The organism is Lactobacillus laiwuensis, from assembly GCF_019972835.1.
In the GTDB taxonomy this organism is placed as follows: domain Bacteria; phylum Bacillota; class Bacilli; order Lactobacillales; family Lactobacillaceae; genus Lactobacillus; species Lactobacillus laiwuensis.
In genome coordinates this window covers 164,304-182,667 of the sequence record NZ_BPPB01000004.1, presented here as the reverse complement: position 1 = coordinate 182,667, position 18,364 = coordinate 164,304, and the positions used below count along the sequence as shown (strand labels likewise).

Here is an 18,364-nt window from a genome sequence, read left to right as displayed (position 1 = left end):
AAGAAGGAGAGAAAAATGCTATTACGTAATATTTTAATCGTAATATACGGTTTTATAATTAACTTTGATAAGGAGGGGCCTAAGCTTGGAATTTCTCAACCAGTTGTTGCTGGTTTAATTGCAGGTTTGATTATGGGTAATGTAGAAACAGGACTCTATATCGGTGGTACCTTGCAGTTAATGACACTTGGAATTACAAGTTTCGGTGGCGCCTCTGTCCCTGACTATCAGACGGCAGCTTTAATTGGTACTTACTTGGCGATTGCCACAAAGCAGTCTGCTGCGATTGGTATCACACTTGCGATTCCAATTGCTTTGCTGATTGTCCAGGTTGATGTTTTAAAATGGTCAGCAAATATTTTCTGTCAACAGAAGGCTGAAAAGTATGCCGATCAGGGAAATTACCACATGATTAACTGGATGCAGTATCTTGCTACATTGTTTACCAGTTTTGTTTCCGGTATTCCCGTTCTTTTAACAGTAATTTTAGGGCCTAAGATTGTTGGCAGCTTCATTAACTATATTCCTGCTTGGCTTTCAGGTGGTCTTAAGACCGCTGCAGGAATACTACCAGCAGTTGGTATTGGAATGCTATTGCAATATTTACCAACTAGAGATTACTTCTCATATTTGATTATTGGCTTTGTTTTAGCAATTTATTTAAAGATGCCGATTATCGGTATTTCCTTAATTGGTTTTGCTATCGCTTTAATCCTATATAAAAATCAATCAAAAAAGCAAAACACAACTGAGGAAACTGTAAATGGGGGAGCTAACGAAGATGAGTAAAATGAAAAATATTTATAGAAAAGTAATGAATCGTTGGATTATATTTGGCGCAACTTCATTAAACTATGAAAAATATGAAGGTTTAGGGTACACATATGCTATGTTGCCTTTTATTGAAGAAAATTATCAAGATGATTCAGAGGGTAAGAAGACTGCTATTAAAACCCAGCTGCAATTCTTTAATACTACTCCATATACAGCACCATTTATTATGGGTGTTGACGTAGGTATGGAAGAAAAAGGTAAAACTGAATCTCTTGAGGCGGTCAGTGCTTTAAAGACTGGATTAATGGGACCTTTGGCTGGTATAGGAGACAGTTTGTTTGTCACTATTCCTTGGACAATTTTTGGAGCCATTGCTGCCAACATGGCGTTACACGGTAATCCTTTTGGTTGTATTATGTGGATCGTTGCTTCAATTCTTTTACGACTAACAGCTTATCCACTATTTAACGTAGGGTATAGATCTGGAACCAAGATGCTTTCCTCATTAAATACCACTTTAAAAGCCCTGACTAACGCCGCATCTGTGTTGGGACTGATGGTTGTGGGTGCTTTGGCTGCAACTATGGTTAAGGTCAATTTGGCATTTACTTTTAAACAGGGAAAACTGACGATGACTGGAAACAGCATACTAGATCAGATTATGCCTGGATTGTTACCTGCAGCTGTTGTTGCTCTGATATATTACCTGCTTGGTAAAAAGGTAAAACCTCTTTACGTAATTCTAATTGTATTGGTTGTTTCTATAGCGTTGAATGCTATGCATGTTTTAGCATAGAGGTAAGCAAGATGACAGAAAGCATGGAAGGAATTATTCACGTAAGAATTGATGATCGGATGATTCATGGGCAAGTGGCTACTCAGTGGAGTGGTCGATTGAATGCCACAAGAATCATGGTAATTAACGATAGTATTGTAAATGACGATATGCGTAAAACAGTTGTGCGACTTGCTGCACCTGCTAACGTTAGTACGTCAATTTTAGGCAGACAGAAGGCTTTAACTAATATCAAAAGTGGAAAATACAATGGACAACGTGTTTTACTGATTTGTGTGTCCCCAATGGATGTCAACTATTTAATTGATAATGGTTTGCCAATTAAGTCTGTAAATGTTGGTAATTTGGCACAAAGAGATGGAACAGAACGTATACGTCCTTCGGTTAATGTAACTCCAGAAGAAAAAGAGGCATTTAAAAAGTTAATAGGACGCGGAGTTGAAGTCACTGTAATACCTACACCACAGAGTCCTACCGTTTATTTAAAAGATTATATTTAAAAAGGATTTGAATTTAATGTTTAACGTTATCATTGCTACACATGGTAATCTTGCTACCGAGTTTGAAAAAGTATTAAAATCCTTTTTTGGCAAAATAGATCATTTAAAAGCCATCAATCTAGGTGATCAGGGGATAAACATTTTTTCCAAAAAAATAGATCAAGTTATTGTACCCTGCTTAAATGAACCCACAATCATATTCTGTGATATTGCAGGGGGAACCCCTTTTAATGAATTAGCCAAAAGAAGTATAAATTGGCACAATCAATTTGCATTATTTGGTGGGGTGAACCTGCCAGTACTGGTGGAAACATTAAATATGCGGATGCAGGGAAAAAGCATAAACGAAGTTATTGGAAAAATAACTGCCATGTCTGCCTTAATCAGGTTTAATATGAAAAATGCTAAAAAGGCTGAAGACGAATAGAGGAAAATTATTAGATATGCAAAAAATATTTTATAAACCAGAAGATCGTTGGTTTGGCGATTGTATGCCGTTCTTTAATGAAGAAGATCAAACTTTTTATTTGTTCCACCAAAGAGACACACGCAAGCCTGAACCTTTAACTGATCCATTTGGCTGGTCACTCGTAACTACGAAAGATTTTGTGAATTTTAAGGATTATGGTGAGGTTTTACCTAAAGGTCCTCATGATGCTATAGATCAGTTTATATATGCTGGTAGTGTCACAAAAGGAAAAGATGACAAAATAGCTTTTTATACAGGGCATAACCGTCAGGCAAAGTTAGCTAAAAAAACTTCAGAAATTTTAATGTCTGCTACTAGTAAAGATTTAATTCATTGGAATAAAATTGGCCAGGCTAGCAGTTTAGTACCACAAAAGGGTTATGATCATAATGATTGGCGTGATCCAGTTGTAGTTTACTCTAAGAAAAGGCACTCATACATTTTAGTTTTAGGTGCAAGACTTCCAAGTGATAAAAAGAAACCAACGGGAAGATTAGTATACTTTGAATCTCCAGATATGAAAAACTGGGCTTTTAAAGGAGATTTTTGGACACCTAATGAGTTTAATATGATAGAAATGCCAGATTTGTTTGAAATAGGAGAAAATTGGTATCTTTTATTTTCAGAGTACTCAGAGGACAAGCGGACAAAATATAGAATTAGTAATGATTTATTTGGCAACTGGCACTCATTAAATGATGAGTTTTTTGATGGCAAGGCATATTATGCTGCCAGATCAGTTGGTAATGAAAAAGCAGGTCGATATTTGAGTGGCTGGGTAGCAACAAAAGAGAACAATGATGATCTCGGTAATTGGGATTGGGGTGGCGCTTTTGTTCCTCATCAGATTGTTCAAAGAAAAGATAAGACACTGGGTGTAACCTTGCCGCAAACAATAATTGACAATTTTGCAAAAGTTGAAACAATTCCATCTTTTGAAATTGGAGAAGCCAACGGTAAAAAAGAGCATACTGTAATTAATGAAGTTCCGGAACAATTCTTAGTTGAAGCACAGCTCGAAGTAACAGATGATACTAAAGAATTTGGCATAAAGGCTTTTGTTAACGATGAAACCAGAGAGGGCTATCAATATAAAGTTTCTAAACCTGAACATGCACTTAAATTTTCCAGAACTCCTAATTATCCGTGGCCACAATATTTTGATGTTGGTCTAGAGCGTCCAATTGCACTTGAAAAAGGCAAAAAATATGATATTAAGTTGATTGTTGATGCTAGTATCATCATAATCTATATTAACAATATTGCTCTAAGTGCTAGAATGTATCATAAAACAGGAAAAGAATTCAGCTTTTTTGTAACTGAAGGTAAAATTGCTGTTTCTAATGTTAAGTATTACACTGAATGGCAAGATACTGTCAGATAGTTTGAGGTAACAAAATGATTTTTAATGGCTTGCAACATGTAGGTATTCCAACAAAAAAATTTGCTGAAAGTAGAGATTTTTATCAAAGCTTAGGTTTTAAGTTGGTGAATACTGAAGATAATCAAGGTAGCCGAGTGGGATTTTACCAGTTAGGATCATTAATGCTTGAGAGTTGGGAATCTCCTCAAGAAGCTCCAGGAAAAGTAGGAGCAATTAATCATATTGCGCTTGATACCAACGATATAAATCGTGCATTTACCGAAGTTCAAAAATTAAATGTACAGTTTGTTGAAAATGGAATTCAAAGTTTGCCATACTGGGAAAATGGTATTAAGTATTTTAACTTCTACGGACCAAATAAAGAAATATTTGAAGTCTGCCAGAAGCTATAATAATACTCGGTTCTCGCCTGCTAAATAGTTAAGATATTATTTGGCAGGCTTTTTTAAGAAAATTTTTTCGGATCTAGATTGAGGGTTATAATAAATAATATCTAAATAAAAAAATAATTAAGGAGATATAAATGTTACTAGGATCAATTGAAGCCGGAGGTACAAAATTTGTATGTGCGGTCGGTAATGAGAACTATCAAGTAAAGGATCAAACAACTTTTCCGACTACAACGCCTGAAGAAACTATGCAGAAAACTGTGGATTACTTTAAACGGTTTGACGTTGATGCAATCGGAATTGCATCTTTTGGACCAATTGAAATACGGAAAACGGCACCTAATTATGGTTTCATTACTGATACTCCAAAAAAAGGTTGGAGTAATACTGACTTTGTCGGTTTTTTGACTAAAACAATTAAAGTCCCAGTTTTCTTTACTACTGATGTTAATGGTTCTGCCTTTGGTGAATATGTAATGTCGCAGCTATCTAATGAAGATGTTGATTCACTTGTTTACTACACGATTGGCACTGGTGTCGGCGGCGGAGCTATTATTAACGGTAAATTGGTTGGATCTTTAGGTCATCCCGAAATGGGACACGTTAAAGTTAAGCGCCATCCAGATGACTTGGATTTTGCTGGTGTTTGTCCTTTTCATAAAGATTGCTTGGAAGGCTTAGTTTCAGGTCCTACATTTGAAGCGCGTCTTAATAAATCTGGAAAAGATGTGCCGCTTACCGATCCTGTGTGGGATATTATGAGCTACTATGTAGCACAGGCTGCCTTGCAAGTCACTTTAATTTTACGCCCGGACAAAATTGTTTTCGGTGGAGGTGTAACCAGTGAAAAATTCCTGAATAAAGTCCGTCGTGATTTTGCGACATTACTGAACGATTATGTGCACGTACCACCATTGGAGCAATACATCACTATGCCGGAAATTAGTAATAATGGTTCTGCGACTGTTGGTGATTTTGCTTTGGCAAAAAGATTATTAAGAGAATAAACTAATAAAAATGTTCTTAGCATATTGTGCTTAAGAACATTTTTTGCTTTTTGAGACAATCAACTTTAGCATACAGTACTTTCAAATTTTACTTTGTACGCAGGATATCTTGACTCTTCGTATTCAAATGGAATACCTTTTTTGGTATAGCCTATGCTGGTAAATTTTAAGATTGGTTCACTTTTATCTATCTTTAAATAAAGGTAGTCGGGCGATTCCTCTCTAACTACTTCAATTGTGCGCTTGGCCTTATTTAATTTAAGTCCATTGTCTTTTAAAGCTGTAAATAAAGATTTTTTACTAAAATCCTGATTTATTAAGTTGCCATCAAATTTTAGAGGAATATAGGACCTAGCAACACACATTGGTGTTTCTTTTATATAACGTATTCTTGACAGAACAAAAATAGGATCGCCTTTTTCAAGATTTAGCTTTTTAGCGATATTTTCATCAGCATATTCCACTGATTGCTGTAAAACTTTCGAAGAAGTTGGCTTTTGTTGATGCTCTGCATCTTCAAAAAAGCCAATAAATGTGCTTAGCTCATGATCTACATATTTATCTTGGCCAGTTACAGCCTGATTAATTATATAGCCTCGACCATAGTCTTTAGTTATCAGACCATCTTGTTCTAATGAAGTTAAGGCTTTTCTGATTGTTGGCCGGCTTACTTCGTATTTTTCTGATAAACTTCTTTCAGAAGGAATTAAAACGGTTTTGTCTGCCACTTTAATGTATTGATTGAAAATCTTTTCTTTAATTTGTTTATATATCATTAATAACCACACCCAATGTGAGCATAAATTTTGGAACCTGGTCCAAGTTTTGTAACTTGTAGAATTATATAACAAGCATAGCTATTGACAAAACTGTTAGTTCTAATAAACTAACAAATTTCATTTAATTTTAGCGAAATTTCTTATATATTTAAGTGTATACTTCAATAGTAGGTCATAGCAAGATAACTAGCTCTATCCTATTTTAATACTCTTTTTCAAAGTTAAACTAATATAGTAAATATTAATTCTATCATATATAAGACTCATTTAGTGATTTTCGGTTGAACAAAGAAAAAATGTGTAAAACAGCAAATAATGCGTTTTGCACATTTTTTATTAATAACAATTCTTTACTTTAGGATATTTAGATAAACTCCTGCAATAGCCAGAACGAAAATTCCTAAGATTAACCAGATTACCTTAACCTTTTTCTTTAACAGGTAATACATTAAAAAGGTCAAGCCAAGAGGCAGTAGTCCAGGAAAGATATCATTAAGAATGCTCTGAACATTAATTGTGCCACCAGCAGTTTTAAATATTGCAGAAATCTTAAAGTTGACTAATGAAGAGGTCATGGAACCAATGGACATTAAACCAACAATAGAAGCGGCTAACGTAAATTTTTCAAGATAATTTCCTTCGTAAGCTTTTTCCATTGCCTTGGCACCCATGCTATAACCTAACCTTATGCCACCATAGCGACCAATAAAATGTAAAGTAGTATAAATTAAAAAGTAGAGAATCGGTCCTAAAATGTTACCTTGAGTAGCAAGAGAAAGGCCAATTCCTGCAGCAATTACTCTAAATGTTCCCCAATATAAGGTATCTCCGATCCCTGCTACAGGGCCCATCAGTGCCGCTTTTAAGGAGGAAATTGCCTCAACGTTAAAATCTGGGTCAACGGAGTTTTCTTCTTCCAAGGCTAATGACATTCCCATAATAAATGTAGCTATGTGTGGCGTCGTATTAAAAAGAGCTGTATTTCGTAATGCAGATTCATAGAGCTTATCATCATTACCGGCATAAATTTTTTTAAGAGCTGGCAAAATTGAAAAAGTATAGCCCATTCCCTGCATGTCTGTATAAGATTCTGATCCTTGCAAAGCAAAAGAGCGCCAGAATACCCGATTTAAATCCTTTACTGTTAATTTCTTTTTAGCCATAAAAAATCACCTCTATTTAGTGTTGATTATTCTTTGCTGCTTTATTTTTTTGAGTTATTAAAAGTGCAATGAGTAAAGCAAGTACTGAAACTCCAATTACTGGCATCTTTAAATATGAACTAAGAATGAAGCCAATAAAGAAGTAAGGAGCAACCTTCTTATCCATCATCATTTGTATTAACATTGCAAATCCTACTGCTGGAAGCAGACCAGCCGCGACTGAAAAAGAAGTCATTATCTTTGTTGGTAATAAAGCTATCAAAGATTGAGCAGCTTTTGTTCCCAGTTGAAGTACTAAGAAAGTCAAGATTCCAGAAGGCATTCTGAGAATTAATGGGAAAAAATGCCATCTTTGCATACTCTTAAAATCATGTCTTTTAATTGCGTCTCTACCTTTTTTGATAGTGTAAGAGTTAAGTGTGAATGCCAGCATGTTAAGTCCTTGAGCAACTATGGCAAACGGCATTGCTAGCGTTACTGCAACATTAGTACTTGCACCACTTTGGATTGCTAAGGCCGTTGCGATTGCGCTGGCTACTCCAACATCCGGAGGTAAAGCTGCACCAATTGTAACTATACCAATAAACATTGCCTCTAAAGCTGCACCAATGATAATGCCTTTTTGTAAATCGCCTAATATAAGACCAACGACAGGTCCAATAATAATAGGACGATTCATCATTGATGCCCCGAGATATCTTTCATCAAGTTGCGAAATATAAGCAACAAGAGCTATAAGTAAATTTTTTAGTATCATTTAAATTCATCCCTTTCAACTTAATTTAGAATTAAATTAATAAAAATCTTTTTTAGAAGTTGGTGTGCCTTGAATGTAAATCTTAAAGCCATCTTTTTTTATCTCTTCTAATGCTGACTTTTCTTCTGGAGTTACATAAATAGATCCGGAAATTTTTTCTTTATTATCACCACTTTTTAGATTACCTAAGTTAATATCAAAGTTTTCTTTTCCCTTTAATTCTTTGACTATTTTGCTGGCATCAATTGGGTTGCCAACTACTACCATAACTTTACTTTCTTTTACCTCTTGGTATGTTTTACCAAAATCTTTAGGATCAATTATTTTAGCTTCGACCCCCGATGGTTTGGCTAAAAGTAAAGCCATTTTTTGTAATTGATCATTAGCTGCTGTCTTGTCTACTGCTATGATTATGTCAGCATTAGCTGCCTTAGACCAAGCCATTGCAACTTGTCCGTGGATAAGACGGTCATCAATTCTGAATAGTGAAATCATGTTTTACTCCCTTCAATTTGTAATCGCTTACGCATTATATATTACCTTTGGTAAATAATAATGTCAACAAAATATTGACACATTGTAATATAAATGCTAATCTTTACTCGTAAAAGTTAACCAAAGGTAATTTTTAGGAGGAATAAAATGTTTAACTTTGATAAAAACAGATTTTTGAAGACTCAAACAGGGGCAGTGAACCAGAAGGATAATATCAATAGTGTTATTGATGAATTGCTACCTGAAATTGATAATATCTTCTTCATCGGTTCAGGTGGTGTAGGAATTTTATTTGACTCTACCATCGAATTTGCAAGGACTAGAAGTGCTTTCCCATTTCAGCGGGTCTTAGCAGCTGAATTCATTGCATCTCCCAATAAAACTTTTTCAAGCAAATCTTTAGTTGTTATTCCCTCATTATCGGGAACGACTAAAGAAACATTAGAACTAGTCGATTTTTGTAATAAGAAACATGTTAAAACTTTGGCACTTGTTGGCAGTCCAAACACACCACTTGAAAAAGAGGCAACCTACACTGTTTATAATGACGTTTTAGATGATACAAGTTCTGAAAGTTATTATTTACAGGGCTTGATGATAGTTCTGCGCGTTATGTTAAAAAAGGGTGAAATAACAACTGAAAAATATGATTCTTATTTCCAAGATTTTGCTAAATTGCCCGAAGAACTATTAAAAGTAAAACAACAGGCAGAACCTATGGCAAAAGAATTTGCTCAGAAATTTCAAGATACCCCATATCACATTATTACTGGTGCAGGTGACTCATTTACTGAAGCATATTATTACGGTATGTGTATTTTAGAAGAAATGCAGTGGGTAAAAACCAGACCTGTACAGGCTGCAGACTTTTTCCATGGAACACTGGAATTAGTTGAAAAGGGTGTTAGTGTCATTGTCTTTGAAGGAGAGGATTTTTCAAGACCAATTGTTGATCGTGTTCGTCACTTCTTACCAGAAGTTACAGATACTATTACTGTGATCGATACGAAAGACTATCAAATGGATATTTCAAATGAAACTAGAAAGATTATTTCCCCTATCGTATTAGCCACAATTTTGGAAAGAGTTAGTGCATATCTTTCAGATCAAAGAAAGCATCCCCTGACTGTTCGTAGGTATTACAAGAGAATCCCTTATTAATTTGATTAAAACCTCAGTTTTTAGTTAGTCAATTAATAAAGATCTAGTAAGGAGCCGATGGTAAAAATGAAAATTTTATGCATGAGTCATGGGACAATGGCACAAGGCGTTGTCCAGTCGGCCAAGATGATAGTTGGTGATGTAAAATTCCTCGATTACATCAATGCGTATGTAGATGGCAATGATGATATTGAAAAGAAGATAGTAGATTACTTAAAGCAAAATCGTGGGCAAACTATTATAGTATGTACTGATATCTTTGGTGGCAGCGTTAATAATAACTGGATGAAGTATTTGAATAAAGAGGGGAATCTGTATTTAATTGCTGGTTTATCTTTGCCTTTAATTATTGAATTAGTTTTAAAAATAGAACAAAAGTCTCAAGATAATATCAATAAAATTATAAAAAGATCAATCAAAAGCGCAAAAGACAGCGTTAAATTTTGTAATGAAATTAATCTTGATATTAAACGAGATGAATTTTAAAAAAGGAAGTAGAAAACAATGATTATTGGGACAAGGGTAGACCATAGACTTGTTCACGGGCAAGTTGCATTTTCTTGGATTTCTGCTATTGGCGCTAATTGTATTTTGGTTGCGAACGATGCAGCAGCAAATAATGATATGCAAATGACTGCATTAAAATTGGCAGCACCCCAGGGTGTAAAAGTCGTAGTTAAAACTATTGCTGATTCTGTTAAGCAAATAAATTCAGGTGTTACTGATAAATATCGCCTTTTCATCGTTCTAAAAACGGTTACTGATGCTTACCAGTTGTTAAACGGTTGCCCACAAATAAAGGAACTTAATGTAGGTGGGACTAGTAAAACTTCTGGTTCTGTCCAAATAACTTCTTCAGTGTTTTTAAATGATAAAGATATATCTGATCTCAAACAATTAGCACAAAAAAACATAGAAATATTTGCCCAAATGGTACCAACAGATAAAAAAATAGATTTGATTAAAAGATTATAAATACTAAGAAGGAGGTTTGAAAAATGAACACATTGACTCAATCAATTTTGCTAGCCTTAATTACAGCTCTTGCTCCAGCCGACTGGTTAACTGGAACTAGTAACTTGTCTAGACCACTTGTTACCGGAGCACTAACCGGATTAGTTCTGGGCGATTTAAAGACTGGAATCATAATGGGTGCAACTATTGAACTGGCATTTATGGGTGCAATTACTATTGGTGCTTCTAGGCCGCCAGATGTTCCTGCTGGAGGAGTTTTGGGCACAGCCTTTGCAATATCAACAGGCAAGGGAGCTGGTTTTGCTATTACTTTAGCCTTTCCGGTTGCTGCACTGTATTTGATTATTGACAATTTATTAACGATTGTAATTTTACCTATATTCTTGAAGAAGGGTGATAAATATGCTGAACAAGGTGATAGTAGACATCTGAGCAGAATGAACATGTATGGTTTTATCACAGTCAAATGTATACCGAGAGCGATTTTTGTCGGGCTTGCTTTTTACTTAGGTGGCCCGGTAATGACAAAATTGCTAAATATGATCCCTGATTTTGTTCAAAATGGTATAAACGTTGCAGCTGGAATAATGCCAGCATTAGGTTTTGCCTTATTGTTGGAAATGATTTTAAAGAAAAATGTGGCAATTTACTTTGTACTTGGATTTGCACTGTACAGTTATTTGAAAATACCAATTTTGGGAATTTCTATCTTTGCGTTCTGCCTAATGTACATCGTATTGCATCTTGAAAATAAAATTGATGCTAATAAGTTAAATAATAATCAAGGAGGGGATGATGATAATGAGTTCTAATTCTGTTACAAAAGCTATTACTAGAAAAGACTTAAAAGGGATATTTTGGCGTTCCCTCACATTAGAAGCTTCTTGGAATTTTGAAAGACAACAAAATATGGGCTATAGCTACGCTATGAATAAGGTTCTAGACAAGTTATATCCAGAAAAAAAGCAACGAAGTGAGGCTCTTCAAAGACATATGGCTTTTTTCAATTGCTCACCACCACTTTCTACGTTAGTAATGGGAATTACTACAGCAATGGAAGAAGAAAATGCCAAAAATCCTGATAATTTTGATCCAGAATCAATAAATAATGTAAAAGCCGCTTTGATGGGACCTCTTTCAGGAATCGGAGATTCGTTCTTTTGGGGCACTTTAAGAATTTTAGCCACTGGCTTAGGGACTTCTTTTGCATTAAAAGGCAGTATACTAGGTCCAATACTATTTTTGTTAGTCTACAACGTCCCCGCGCTACTAGTACGTTGGATTGGTTTAGTCAAAGGGTATGATTTGGGAGCATCGATGCTAAAGAGTGCCGAGTCTTCTGGTTTGCTTGAAAAATTTGCATATGGCGCATCAATTCTTGGCTTAATGGTTATTGGTGGCATGTCGGCAAGTATGGTGACAATCACCGTTGCAGGTAAACTGGGTCAAGGAAATGATGCCCAAACATGGAACGCCATGATTAACGGTATTTTACCGAATATGTTGCCTCTTGCGTGTGTGCTGTTTATCTATTGGTTATTGAAGAAAAAGGTATCAACAATTACAATACTGGTCGGAATTTTTGTATTCGGCATTTTAATGGCTTATTTAGGAATTTTAAAGGCATAGAAGAAAGGAAAACTGTAATGTTAAAGTTTGACGCTGAAAAGTTTGTAACTGAAGGGGAAAAGGCATATAGCTTACGGGCCGATATTGAACAAATTGCTCTGAAAGTGCAAAAAGAAGGAATTAGTAATATATTTTTCACTGCCTCTGGTGGTTCAAACGCTGTGATGCAGCCATTTAATTATTGGATGGAAAGTAAGTCATCAATTCCCAGCTATTTGCTGACAGCTGCGGACTTTTTAGCTGTAGGAAGTAAGAAGCTAAATAAAAATAGTATAGTTATTCTACTTTCTAAATCTGGTGATACTAAGGAAACTGTTGCTTTGGCTAAAAAGATGGAACAATTGGGTATACGAACTATTTCAATTGTTAACAAAGATAATACGCCACTAGCACAGCACTCAACTTATGCCGTTAATACTTTTGGCTACCATCCTCAAGAATTAGCTTTTTATTTCTTGATTGGCAAAATTATGCAAGTGAATAATGAATTTAATGACTATGAGCACTTTGCTGATGAACTTAAATCATTGCCAGGAGACATGAACATTGTTGCCCAAGAGGTTGACAGTAAGGCAAAAGAATTTGCAGAAAAATATCAAAATGCCGACTATCAAATTTGGGTTGGTTCTGGTGATCTGTGGGGAACAACTTATAGTTATTCAATGTGTGTATTAGAAGAATCGCAATGGCTTAGAACCAAATCGGTTAGTTCACCGGAATTTTTCCATGGTACATTTGAATTGGTTGAGAAGGATGTTCCAGTGGTACTGCTTGAATCAGAAGGAGCGACGAGACCGTTAGATGAGCGAGTGGCTAACTTTGCTACTAAATACACAGACCAATTCACTAAGTTTGATATGAAAGAATTTACTTTACCGCATATTTCAGCTAAATTTAGATCAATAGTTGAGCCATCAGTAATGTGGGCCGCTTTACGCAGAGTGAGCTTGCATTTAGAAAATATTAGAAATCATCCTCTAACTAAGCGTCGCTATTATCGTGTAGTGGATTATTAGATAGTGAGCTGTTTAAGATGTCAAAAAAATACGTTGTTGGTTTAGGAGATAATGTAGTAGATTACTATCAAAACCAAAATGTAAAATATCCTGGGGGCAATGCAGTTAACTTTTCTGTTTTTGCGCCAAAGCAACTTGTTGATTCATACTATGTTGGTAGTCTAGCAAAAGATGATGATGGGGAATTAATATTAAATAGTTTAAAAGATGAAAATGTAAATACCTCATTTTGCAACCGAATTAATGCTCAAACCGAAAAGACTTTTGTAAACATTGTGGATGGGGATCGTCAATTTATTGACAGTATCAGAGGTACGAGGCAGTTACCATCACTAGATGAACCTGGTTTAATGAAAATGTTGGATTCGGCGCTGGTGGTATATAGTGCGTGCCATGCAAATTCTGAAAATGTTATTGCTAAGCTTCACCAAAGAGGTATCCTAATTGCTTATGATTTTTCTGAAATGGCTAAATATCATACTACTGAGTATTTAAATCAGGTAGCCAAAAATGTTGATATTGCACAATTTTCTTTATCAGAAGCAAAAACTGAAGATATGGAAAGAATATTAACGCAGTGCATGAGACTTAATACTGCTTTGGTCTTATTTACAAATGGCGGTAAGCCTCCTTTGCTGTTTGACTGTAATCAAAGAAAAAAGTATGTTGGCCAAGTTCAATATGATCCTGAGCCTATTGATACTATGGGTGCAGGAGATACATTTTTTGCCAACCTCGTGGTCTATTTGCTCACTAAAGCTAAAAGCTTAAAAAATCTCTCAGGAGCAGATATAAATGAGAGCCTAACTAAAGCTGCTCTAGCTGCTGCTAAAACGATTAGGCAAAAGGGATCATTTGGACATGGCACAAAAATAACTAAATAGACCTGTAAATTTTCTTCTGTTATATTTTTAATGAAGTAAACATCAACCAAATAAAAAAATATTTTATCAGAACCTGCTAGCTTAAATCTGTTAAATCTAGCGGGTTTTTATGACTTAAAATTAAATAGTTATTAATAAAATATTGTAAAAATATTTAAAATAGGTATAATATGTTTTAAAAGGTATTATTTATAGACAGGAGGATATTGTTTTGATTGTAGCAATGCATATGGATGATCGTCTTGTACATGGTCAAGTTGTCATGACTTGGATTCCAAGAGTACAAGCAAATGTAGTTTTAGTAGCGAATGATGCCGTTTTTAACGATAAAATTCGTCGAAGTACTATGAAGTTGGCTGTACCAACGAGTACCAAAATAGGTTTTAGGACAATTGATGGAGCTATTGAATTTTTAAATAATCCACAAAATAGTTCTTATCGCGTCATGGTTCTAACTAATAATCCTTTTGATGCTGAAAAAATTTGTGAGCATGTGAGTGGGGTTGAAAAGATAACTATTGGTGGAATTAGAAAAAATGCTCCAATGATCCGTGACAATTTGAATTTAACGTTGGAGGATATCGATTCATTTAAGAGAATTATGGCTAAAGGAATAAAAGTCGGTATGCAACCGACGCCTAACCATAAATTTGAAGATCTGTCAAATACTTTTAAAAGTATTACTGATAAACAGTGATTATGTTTGAAAAGAAAGAGGGTAGACTATGATTCAGTCATTCTTGGTTGCGTTAATTGCAGGTATTGGTCATATTGATGAAAGACTTTTCGGTATGACCATGATGGAAAGGCCACTTGTAATTTGTACGCTGGTGGGGTTAGTTTATGGAGATGTTAAAACAGGCTTGATTTTAGGAGCTCAAATTGAACTTCTTTCGATGGGTGTTGTAGGAATTGGAGCCAATGCCGCACCACCTGATGTTATTTTGGGTGGTGCACTCAGTACTGCGCTAGTATTGCAATCGCATACTGACCCTAAACTTGCACTTGCTCTGGTAATGCCGATTGCTGCATTCGCAATGGCAACAAAATACATCACTTATGTGCCTTTAAATCAGATTTTAAGCCAAAAGTCATTAGAAGCTGCTGGCAGAGGCGATACTAAGACGATGGAAAGAAATCAATGGCTGGGTTTATTTAATTATTTCATTTTCCCATTCTTGATCGCTTTGGTAGCTATGCTTTTAGGCGCACCGGTATTCAAATCTTTGGTGAAATTTATTCCAGATTGGCTTACAGGCGGATTTGCCTTAGCAGCAGGTATTTTACCGGCATTAGGTTTTGCATTGCTTATGCAACTGACATTTACCAAAAAATTTGCGCCATACCTATTTTTAGGCTTCATCTTGGTAGCATTCTTTAAGCTTACTAACATTGGAGTTGCAATGGTTGGTGCAGTAATTGCAGCATTAATATTATTATCTAACAGCAGTGGAGTCGAAGGGAAGACAGAAGACAATGAAATCTAAAGAAGAAATGTTTAAAGGAAAAAAGTTAACCAGAAAAGATTTAATGTCAGTATTTTGGCGCGCTTTCTTGTTACCAGCTTGTTATAGTATGGACCGGATGCAGGCTCCTGGATTCGCCTATTCAATTATTCCTGTGTTAAAAAAGCTCTATCCTGATAAAAAGGACTTGAGTAAAGCTTTGACCCGAGAATCTGAAGTGTACAATACCACTTATGCTATGTCGCCTTTTATACTAGGAATTACAGCTTCAATGGAGGAAGAAGCAGCTACTAATTCCAACTTTTTCATTTCAACTATTAACAATATTAAAGTTGCCTTGATGGGGCCAATGGCAGGAATTGGAGACACATTTTTCTGGGGAACATTCAGAGTTATTGCAGCAGGTGTCGGTACTACTTTAGCTTTAAAGGGAAATATCCTAGGACCAATCTTATTTTTGATTTTATACAATATTCCTCATTTCTTGACCAGATATTATGGGCTGTTTCTTGGTTATGATCTAGGAACTAAAGCAATTGATTCTCTATCTAGCGGCAGTGGTTTCCAAAAGGCGACTAATGCTGCTTCTGTCATGGGTCTGACAGTAATTGGCGGCATGATAGCTTCAATGGTTAATATCAAGTTTGCTTATGTCTTTAAGTCGGGTAAAACAGTTTTGAATCTACAAAATATTGTTGATCAAATATGTCCAGATTTATTGCCATTAGCAGTTACATTCTTCATATACTGGTTACTGCAAAAGAAGCATGTTAAAACTTCTTGGATTATGATTGGCTGCTTCGCTTTCGGAATAATTTTCAAATATTTCGGGATTTTTAAGTAAAAAATGCTATTAAAGTGAGAAAGGGATAATTAATAATGAAAACTTGGTCAATGATTGATTATATTGATGAAACAGAAGATGCACTTAAAAAAATGATTGCCAATAGAGGGCAATTGTACAACAATTTTGCACAAACTTTTGCAGATAATACGAATAAATACCACAACATTTATTTGGTTGGCTCAGGTACATCTTTCAATTCTTGTATTACAGCACAACCTTTTATGGAAAAAATCTTGAAAAAGCACATAATTCCGGTAAATTCATATAATTTTGCTCATTATGAACAATTGGCAACAAGTGCTGATCTAGTCATAGCTATTACCCAAGAAGGAGAGAGCACTAACACAATTGCAGCTTTAAAGAGAGCAAACAGCCTGAATTGTGATAATTTTGTGATTACTGAAGATCGGGATAATTCTTGTTCACAAGTAGCGCAAAACAAGATTGTTTTGGCCTGCGGCTTTGAGCACGTTGGCCCTAAAACAAAAGGTTATAGTGCATCAATTCTTACTTTTTATTTAATTGCACTGGAAGCGGCTAAAAAGTCGGGCCAATTGACCGCTAAAGAATATGACGAATATATTGATCGTCTGGAAAAAACGGTCAATAACTTAAATGAAATCATCAAAGAAAGTAAGAATTGGTTTGAAGAAAACTCAGCTGATTTGAAAAACTGCCATCACGGCTACTTATTGGGTTATGGTAATAATAAAGGCACCATCATGGAAGGTGCATTAAAATCTCTAGAAACCGTTAGAGATTATTTCCAACCTTTCGAAGTAGAAGAATTTTTACATGGCCCTATTGCTTCAATGCATGAAGAAACATATACTATTATTGTTGCACCAGTAAATTATGGCTATGAAAGAGCTAATAAGCTTTTCAAGGCCTTGAATGAACAAACTGATCATGCATATTCTATTGGTTCACAAGAAGGAATATCCTCTAACCACGTATTAAAAGGATCATTTTTAAATGATGCAGATTTCTGCCCGTTAGAATATTGTATACCGTTGCAATTATTTGCTTATCTACTTTATACTGGTCAGGGTAAGGATCTTAATGTCAGGAATTATCCGGATATAAAAGATGTTTTAATAACTAAAGCAAATAGCGTTAAGTAATTTTAATTGAAGTGAAGTTGGTTTTCAAAAGAATGAAAGCAAAAAATACTTTGTATTATCAAGTAATGTTAAAACTAAAGCAAAAAATACAGGATGGTGAATATCCGGTCGATTCCAAGCTTCCTACCGAAAGTGAATTACAAGATGAATTTGGGGTTAGTCGCGTAACTTTAAGAAAGGCAATAAAACAGTTGGCTACTGAAGGACTAATCGAAAAAATTCAAGGTAATGGCAGCTATGTCAGGAAACCTGGAAAAGTAAAAAAGCTTCTGCGGATTAATTCTGTAGAAGGTTTCTCTTATACGGCTAAAAAGAACGGCTTTTTACCTTCATCCAAGATAATCAATTTTGCCCAAATTATTCCGTCACGCAGAATTCAAAATATTTTTCGCTTAAATTCGTCAACTTGTTTAAACATTAAAAGGGTTCTATTTCTTGATGAACAACCAGTAATTGTTGATGATAGTTATATTTTGGCTCCATTCTATGAATTTTTGCAAAAAAGTGACATTGAAGTATCTTTATATGAAGCATTAAAAAAGAATCCACTTATTAAAAAAATAAGTCCTCAAGAAACATTAGTCAGTGCAACTGAAGCTGATAAAGAATTATCTGATTTGCTTGCTAAGCCTTTTGGCTGCTCATTATTGAATATTGACAATGTACTTAAAAATCAGGATGGCAAGATGGTTCAGTGTAGTGAAGAATTCGTGGATCCTGATGTTTATCAAATAAGAATTAGGTAACGA

At 35.1% G+C, this 18,364-nt stretch carries 23 protein-coding genes; 19 read left to right on the top strand and 4 right to left on the bottom strand.

Translation table 11 applies throughout. The annotated features are described in order from the left end of the window. Positions 1 to 15 precede the first annotated feature (15 nt). The 7 genes from LDM92_RS03675 (at position 16) to scrK (ending at position 5,319) form a co-directional block, all read left to right on the top strand. Positions 16 to 789: a PTS mannose/fructose/sorbose/N-acetylgalactosamine transporter subunit IIC gene (locus LDM92_RS03675; RefSeq protein WP_109586665.1), complete on the top strand. Its 774-nt coding sequence runs from the start codon at positions 16 to 18 to the stop codon at positions 787 to 789. Then, positions 782 to 1,570: a PTS system mannose/fructose/sorbose family transporter subunit IID gene (locus tag LDM92_RS03670; RefSeq protein WP_223902064.1), complete on the top strand. Its 789-nt coding sequence runs from the start codon at positions 782 to 784 to the stop codon at positions 1,568 to 1,570. The genes LDM92_RS03675 and LDM92_RS03670 overlap by 8 nt, the downstream gene beginning before the upstream one ends. Before the next feature lie 11 nt (positions 1,571 to 1,581). Next, positions 1,582 to 2,070: a PTS sugar transporter subunit IIB gene (locus LDM92_RS03665; RefSeq protein ID WP_223902063.1), complete on the top strand. Its 489-nt coding sequence runs from the start codon at positions 1,582 to 1,584 to the stop codon at positions 2,068 to 2,070. Between the two features lie 16 nt (positions 2,071 to 2,086). Continuing rightward, positions 2,087 to 2,497 (top strand): PTS sugar transporter subunit IIA, encoded by a 411-nt coding sequence (locus tag LDM92_RS03660; RefSeq protein WP_223902062.1) that lies wholly within the window; start codon positions 2,087 to 2,089, stop codon positions 2,495 to 2,497. A gap of 16 nt (positions 2,498 to 2,513) precedes the next feature. Further along, positions 2,514 to 3,923, top strand: coding sequence for a GH32 C-terminal domain-containing protein (locus LDM92_RS03655; protein ID WP_223902061.1), 1,410 nt, complete (start codon positions 2,514 to 2,516; stop codon positions 3,921 to 3,923). A 14-nt stretch (positions 3,924 to 3,937) separates the two neighbouring features. After that, the gene (locus tag LDM92_RS03650; protein WP_223902060.1) at positions 3,938 to 4,315 is read left to right on the top strand and encodes a VOC family protein; all 378 of its coding nucleotides are present in this window, start codon (positions 3,938 to 3,940) and stop codon (positions 4,313 to 4,315) included. A gap of 131 nt (positions 4,316 to 4,446) precedes the next feature. Next, complete coding sequence (gene scrK / locus LDM92_RS03645) at positions 4,447 to 5,319, top strand: fructokinase ScrK (RefSeq protein WP_223902059.1); 873 nt, start codon at positions 4,447 to 4,449, stop codon at positions 5,317 to 5,319. A 65-nt stretch (positions 5,320 to 5,384) separates the two neighbouring features. On the opposite strand, the gene LDM92_RS03640 is transcribed toward scrK, so the two are convergent. The 4 genes from LDM92_RS03640 to LDM92_RS03625 all read right to left on the bottom strand — a co-directional run bounded on the left by LDM92_RS03640 (position 5,385) and on the right by LDM92_RS03625 (position 8,513). Next, positions 5,385 to 6,095: a GntR family transcriptional regulator gene (locus LDM92_RS03640; protein ID WP_223902058.1), complete on the bottom strand. Its 711-nt coding sequence runs from the start codon at positions 6,093 to 6,095 to the stop codon at positions 5,385 to 5,387. 353 nt (positions 6,096 to 6,448) lie between these two features. Next, positions 6,449 to 7,261: a PTS system mannose/fructose/sorbose family transporter subunit IID gene (locus LDM92_RS03635; protein ID WP_045928508.1), complete on the bottom strand. Its 813-nt coding sequence runs from the start codon at positions 7,259 to 7,261 to the stop codon at positions 6,449 to 6,451. A gap of 16 nt (positions 7,262 to 7,277) precedes the next feature. Continuing rightward, the gene (locus tag LDM92_RS03630; protein WP_223902057.1) at positions 7,278 to 8,018 is read right to left on the bottom strand and encodes a PTS mannose/fructose/sorbose/N-acetylgalactosamine transporter subunit IIC; all 741 of its coding nucleotides are present in this window, start codon (positions 8,016 to 8,018) and stop codon (positions 7,278 to 7,280) included. Positions 8,019 to 8,054: 36 nt separating this feature from the next. Then, the gene (locus LDM92_RS03625) at positions 8,055 to 8,513 is read right to left on the bottom strand and encodes a PTS sugar transporter subunit IIB (RefSeq protein ID WP_223902056.1); all 459 of its coding nucleotides are present in this window, start codon (positions 8,511 to 8,513) and stop codon (positions 8,055 to 8,057) included. A gap of 147 nt (positions 8,514 to 8,660) precedes the next feature. Here LDM92_RS03625 and LDM92_RS03620 point away from each other — a divergent pair, with 147 nt between their 5' ends. The 12 genes from LDM92_RS03620 to LDM92_RS03565 all read left to right on the top strand — a co-directional run bounded on the left by LDM92_RS03620 (position 8,661) and on the right by LDM92_RS03565 (position 18,361). Further along, positions 8,661 to 9,674 carry an SIS domain-containing protein gene (locus LDM92_RS03620; RefSeq protein ID WP_223902055.1) on the top strand — a complete coding sequence of 338 codons (1,014 nt, stop codon included), beginning with the start codon at positions 8,661 to 8,663 and terminating at the stop codon, positions 9,672 to 9,674. Positions 9,675 to 9,740: 66 nt separating this feature from the next. After that, the gene (locus tag LDM92_RS03615) at positions 9,741 to 10,160 is read left to right on the top strand and encodes a PTS sugar transporter subunit IIA (protein ID WP_223902054.1); all 420 of its coding nucleotides are present in this window, start codon (positions 9,741 to 9,743) and stop codon (positions 10,158 to 10,160) included. 18 nt (positions 10,161 to 10,178) lie between these two features. Continuing rightward, positions 10,179 to 10,649 carry a PTS sugar transporter subunit IIB gene (locus tag LDM92_RS03610; RefSeq protein WP_223902053.1) on the top strand — a complete coding sequence of 157 codons (471 nt, stop codon included), beginning with the start codon at positions 10,179 to 10,181 and terminating at the stop codon, positions 10,647 to 10,649. A 23-nt stretch (positions 10,650 to 10,672) separates the two neighbouring features. Continuing rightward, positions 10,673 to 11,461, top strand: coding sequence for a PTS mannose/fructose/sorbose/N-acetylgalactosamine transporter subunit IIC (locus LDM92_RS03605; RefSeq protein ID WP_046332501.1), 789 nt, complete (start codon positions 10,673 to 10,675; stop codon positions 11,459 to 11,461). Next, on the top strand, positions 11,445 to 12,278 hold the full coding sequence (locus LDM92_RS03600; protein ID WP_223902052.1) for a PTS system mannose/fructose/sorbose family transporter subunit IID: 834 nt from the start codon (positions 11,445 to 11,447) through the stop codon (positions 12,276 to 12,278). The genes LDM92_RS03605 and LDM92_RS03600 overlap by 17 nt, the downstream gene beginning before the upstream one ends. Before the next feature lie 17 nt (positions 12,279 to 12,295). After that, entirely contained in the window at positions 12,296 to 13,294 is a 999-nt protein-coding gene (locus LDM92_RS03595) for an SIS domain-containing protein (protein ID WP_223902051.1), read from the top strand. Positions 13,295 to 13,311: 17 nt separating this feature from the next. Beyond that, positions 13,312 to 14,178: a PfkB family carbohydrate kinase gene (locus LDM92_RS03590; protein ID WP_223902050.1), complete on the top strand. Its 867-nt coding sequence runs from the start codon at positions 13,312 to 13,314 to the stop codon at positions 14,176 to 14,178. Between the two features lie 211 nt (positions 14,179 to 14,389). Continuing rightward, a complete protein-coding gene (locus LDM92_RS03585) occupies positions 14,390 to 14,875 on the top strand; it encodes a PTS sugar transporter subunit IIB (RefSeq protein ID WP_223902049.1) in 486 nt (161 codons plus the stop codon). 28 nt (positions 14,876 to 14,903) lie between these two features. Then, positions 14,904 to 15,665: a PTS mannose/fructose/sorbose/N-acetylgalactosamine transporter subunit IIC gene (locus tag LDM92_RS03580; protein ID WP_034981518.1), complete on the top strand. Its 762-nt coding sequence runs from the start codon at positions 14,904 to 14,906 to the stop codon at positions 15,663 to 15,665. Then, on the top strand, positions 15,655 to 16,488 hold the full coding sequence (locus LDM92_RS03575) for a PTS system mannose/fructose/sorbose family transporter subunit IID (protein WP_223902048.1): 834 nt from the start codon (positions 15,655 to 15,657) through the stop codon (positions 16,486 to 16,488). Before LDM92_RS03580 ends, LDM92_RS03575 begins: the two co-directional genes overlap by 11 nt. 35 nt (positions 16,489 to 16,523) lie before the next feature. Further along, positions 16,524 to 17,615: an SIS domain-containing protein gene (locus LDM92_RS03570; protein WP_223902047.1), complete on the top strand. Its 1,092-nt coding sequence runs from the start codon at positions 16,524 to 16,526 to the stop codon at positions 17,613 to 17,615. A gap of 32 nt (positions 17,616 to 17,647) precedes the next feature. Then, complete coding sequence (locus LDM92_RS03565) at positions 17,648 to 18,361, top strand: GntR family transcriptional regulator (protein ID WP_223902046.1); 714 nt, start codon at positions 17,648 to 17,650, stop codon at positions 18,359 to 18,361. Positions 18,362 to 18,364: the final 3 nt, after the last annotated feature.

Coding starts and splice junctions, on each gene's coding strand:
- LDM92_RS03675 (WP_109586665.1), top strand. CDS start 16: ATGCTATTACGTAATATTTTAATCGTAATATACGGTTTTATAATTAAC.
- LDM92_RS03670 (WP_223902064.1), top strand. CDS start 782: ATGAGTAAAATGAAAAATATTTATAGAAAAGTAATGAATCGTTGGATT.
- LDM92_RS03665 (WP_223902063.1), top strand. CDS start 1,582: ATGACAGAAAGCATGGAAGGAATTATTCACGTAAGAATTGATGATCGG.
- LDM92_RS03660 (WP_223902062.1), top strand. CDS start 2,087: ATGTTTAACGTTATCATTGCTACACATGGTAATCTTGCTACCGAGTTT.
- LDM92_RS03655 (WP_223902061.1), top strand. CDS start 2,514: ATGCAAAAAATATTTTATAAACCAGAAGATCGTTGGTTTGGCGATTGT.
- LDM92_RS03650 (WP_223902060.1), top strand. CDS start 3,938: ATGATTTTTAATGGCTTGCAACATGTAGGTATTCCAACAAAAAAATTT.
- scrK (WP_223902059.1), top strand. CDS start 4,447: ATGTTACTAGGATCAATTGAAGCCGGAGGTACAAAATTTGTATGTGCG.
- LDM92_RS03640 (WP_223902058.1), bottom strand. CDS start 6,095: ATGATATATAAACAAATTAAAGAAAAGATTTTCAATCAATACATTAAA.
- LDM92_RS03635 (WP_045928508.1), bottom strand. CDS start 7,261: ATGGCTAAAAAGAAATTAACAGTAAAGGATTTAAATCGGGTATTCTGG.
- LDM92_RS03630 (WP_223902057.1), bottom strand. CDS start 8,018: ATGATACTAAAAAATTTACTTATAGCTCTTGTTGCTTATATTTCGCAA.
- LDM92_RS03625 (WP_223902056.1), bottom strand. CDS start 8,513: ATGATTTCACTATTCAGAATTGATGACCGTCTTATCCACGGACAAGTT.
- LDM92_RS03620 (WP_223902055.1), top strand. CDS start 8,661: ATGTTTAACTTTGATAAAAACAGATTTTTGAAGACTCAAACAGGGGCA.
- LDM92_RS03615 (WP_223902054.1), top strand. CDS start 9,741: ATGAAAATTTTATGCATGAGTCATGGGACAATGGCACAAGGCGTTGTC.
- LDM92_RS03610 (WP_223902053.1), top strand. CDS start 10,179: ATGATTATTGGGACAAGGGTAGACCATAGACTTGTTCACGGGCAAGTT.
- LDM92_RS03605 (WP_046332501.1), top strand. CDS start 10,673: ATGAACACATTGACTCAATCAATTTTGCTAGCCTTAATTACAGCTCTT.
- LDM92_RS03600 (WP_223902052.1), top strand. CDS start 11,445: ATGATAATGAGTTCTAATTCTGTTACAAAAGCTATTACTAGAAAAGAC.
- LDM92_RS03595 (WP_223902051.1), top strand. CDS start 12,296: ATGTTAAAGTTTGACGCTGAAAAGTTTGTAACTGAAGGGGAAAAGGCA.
- LDM92_RS03590 (WP_223902050.1), top strand. CDS start 13,312: ATGTCAAAAAAATACGTTGTTGGTTTAGGAGATAATGTAGTAGATTAC.
- LDM92_RS03580 (WP_034981518.1), top strand. CDS start 14,904: ATGATTCAGTCATTCTTGGTTGCGTTAATTGCAGGTATTGGTCATATT.
- LDM92_RS03575 (WP_223902048.1), top strand. CDS start 15,655: ATGAAATCTAAAGAAGAAATGTTTAAAGGAAAAAAGTTAACCAGAAAA.
- LDM92_RS03570 (WP_223902047.1), top strand. CDS start 16,524: ATGAAAACTTGGTCAATGATTGATTATATTGATGAAACAGAAGATGCA.
- LDM92_RS03565 (WP_223902046.1), top strand. CDS start 17,648: ATGAAAGCAAAAAATACTTTGTATTATCAAGTAATGTTAAAACTAAAG.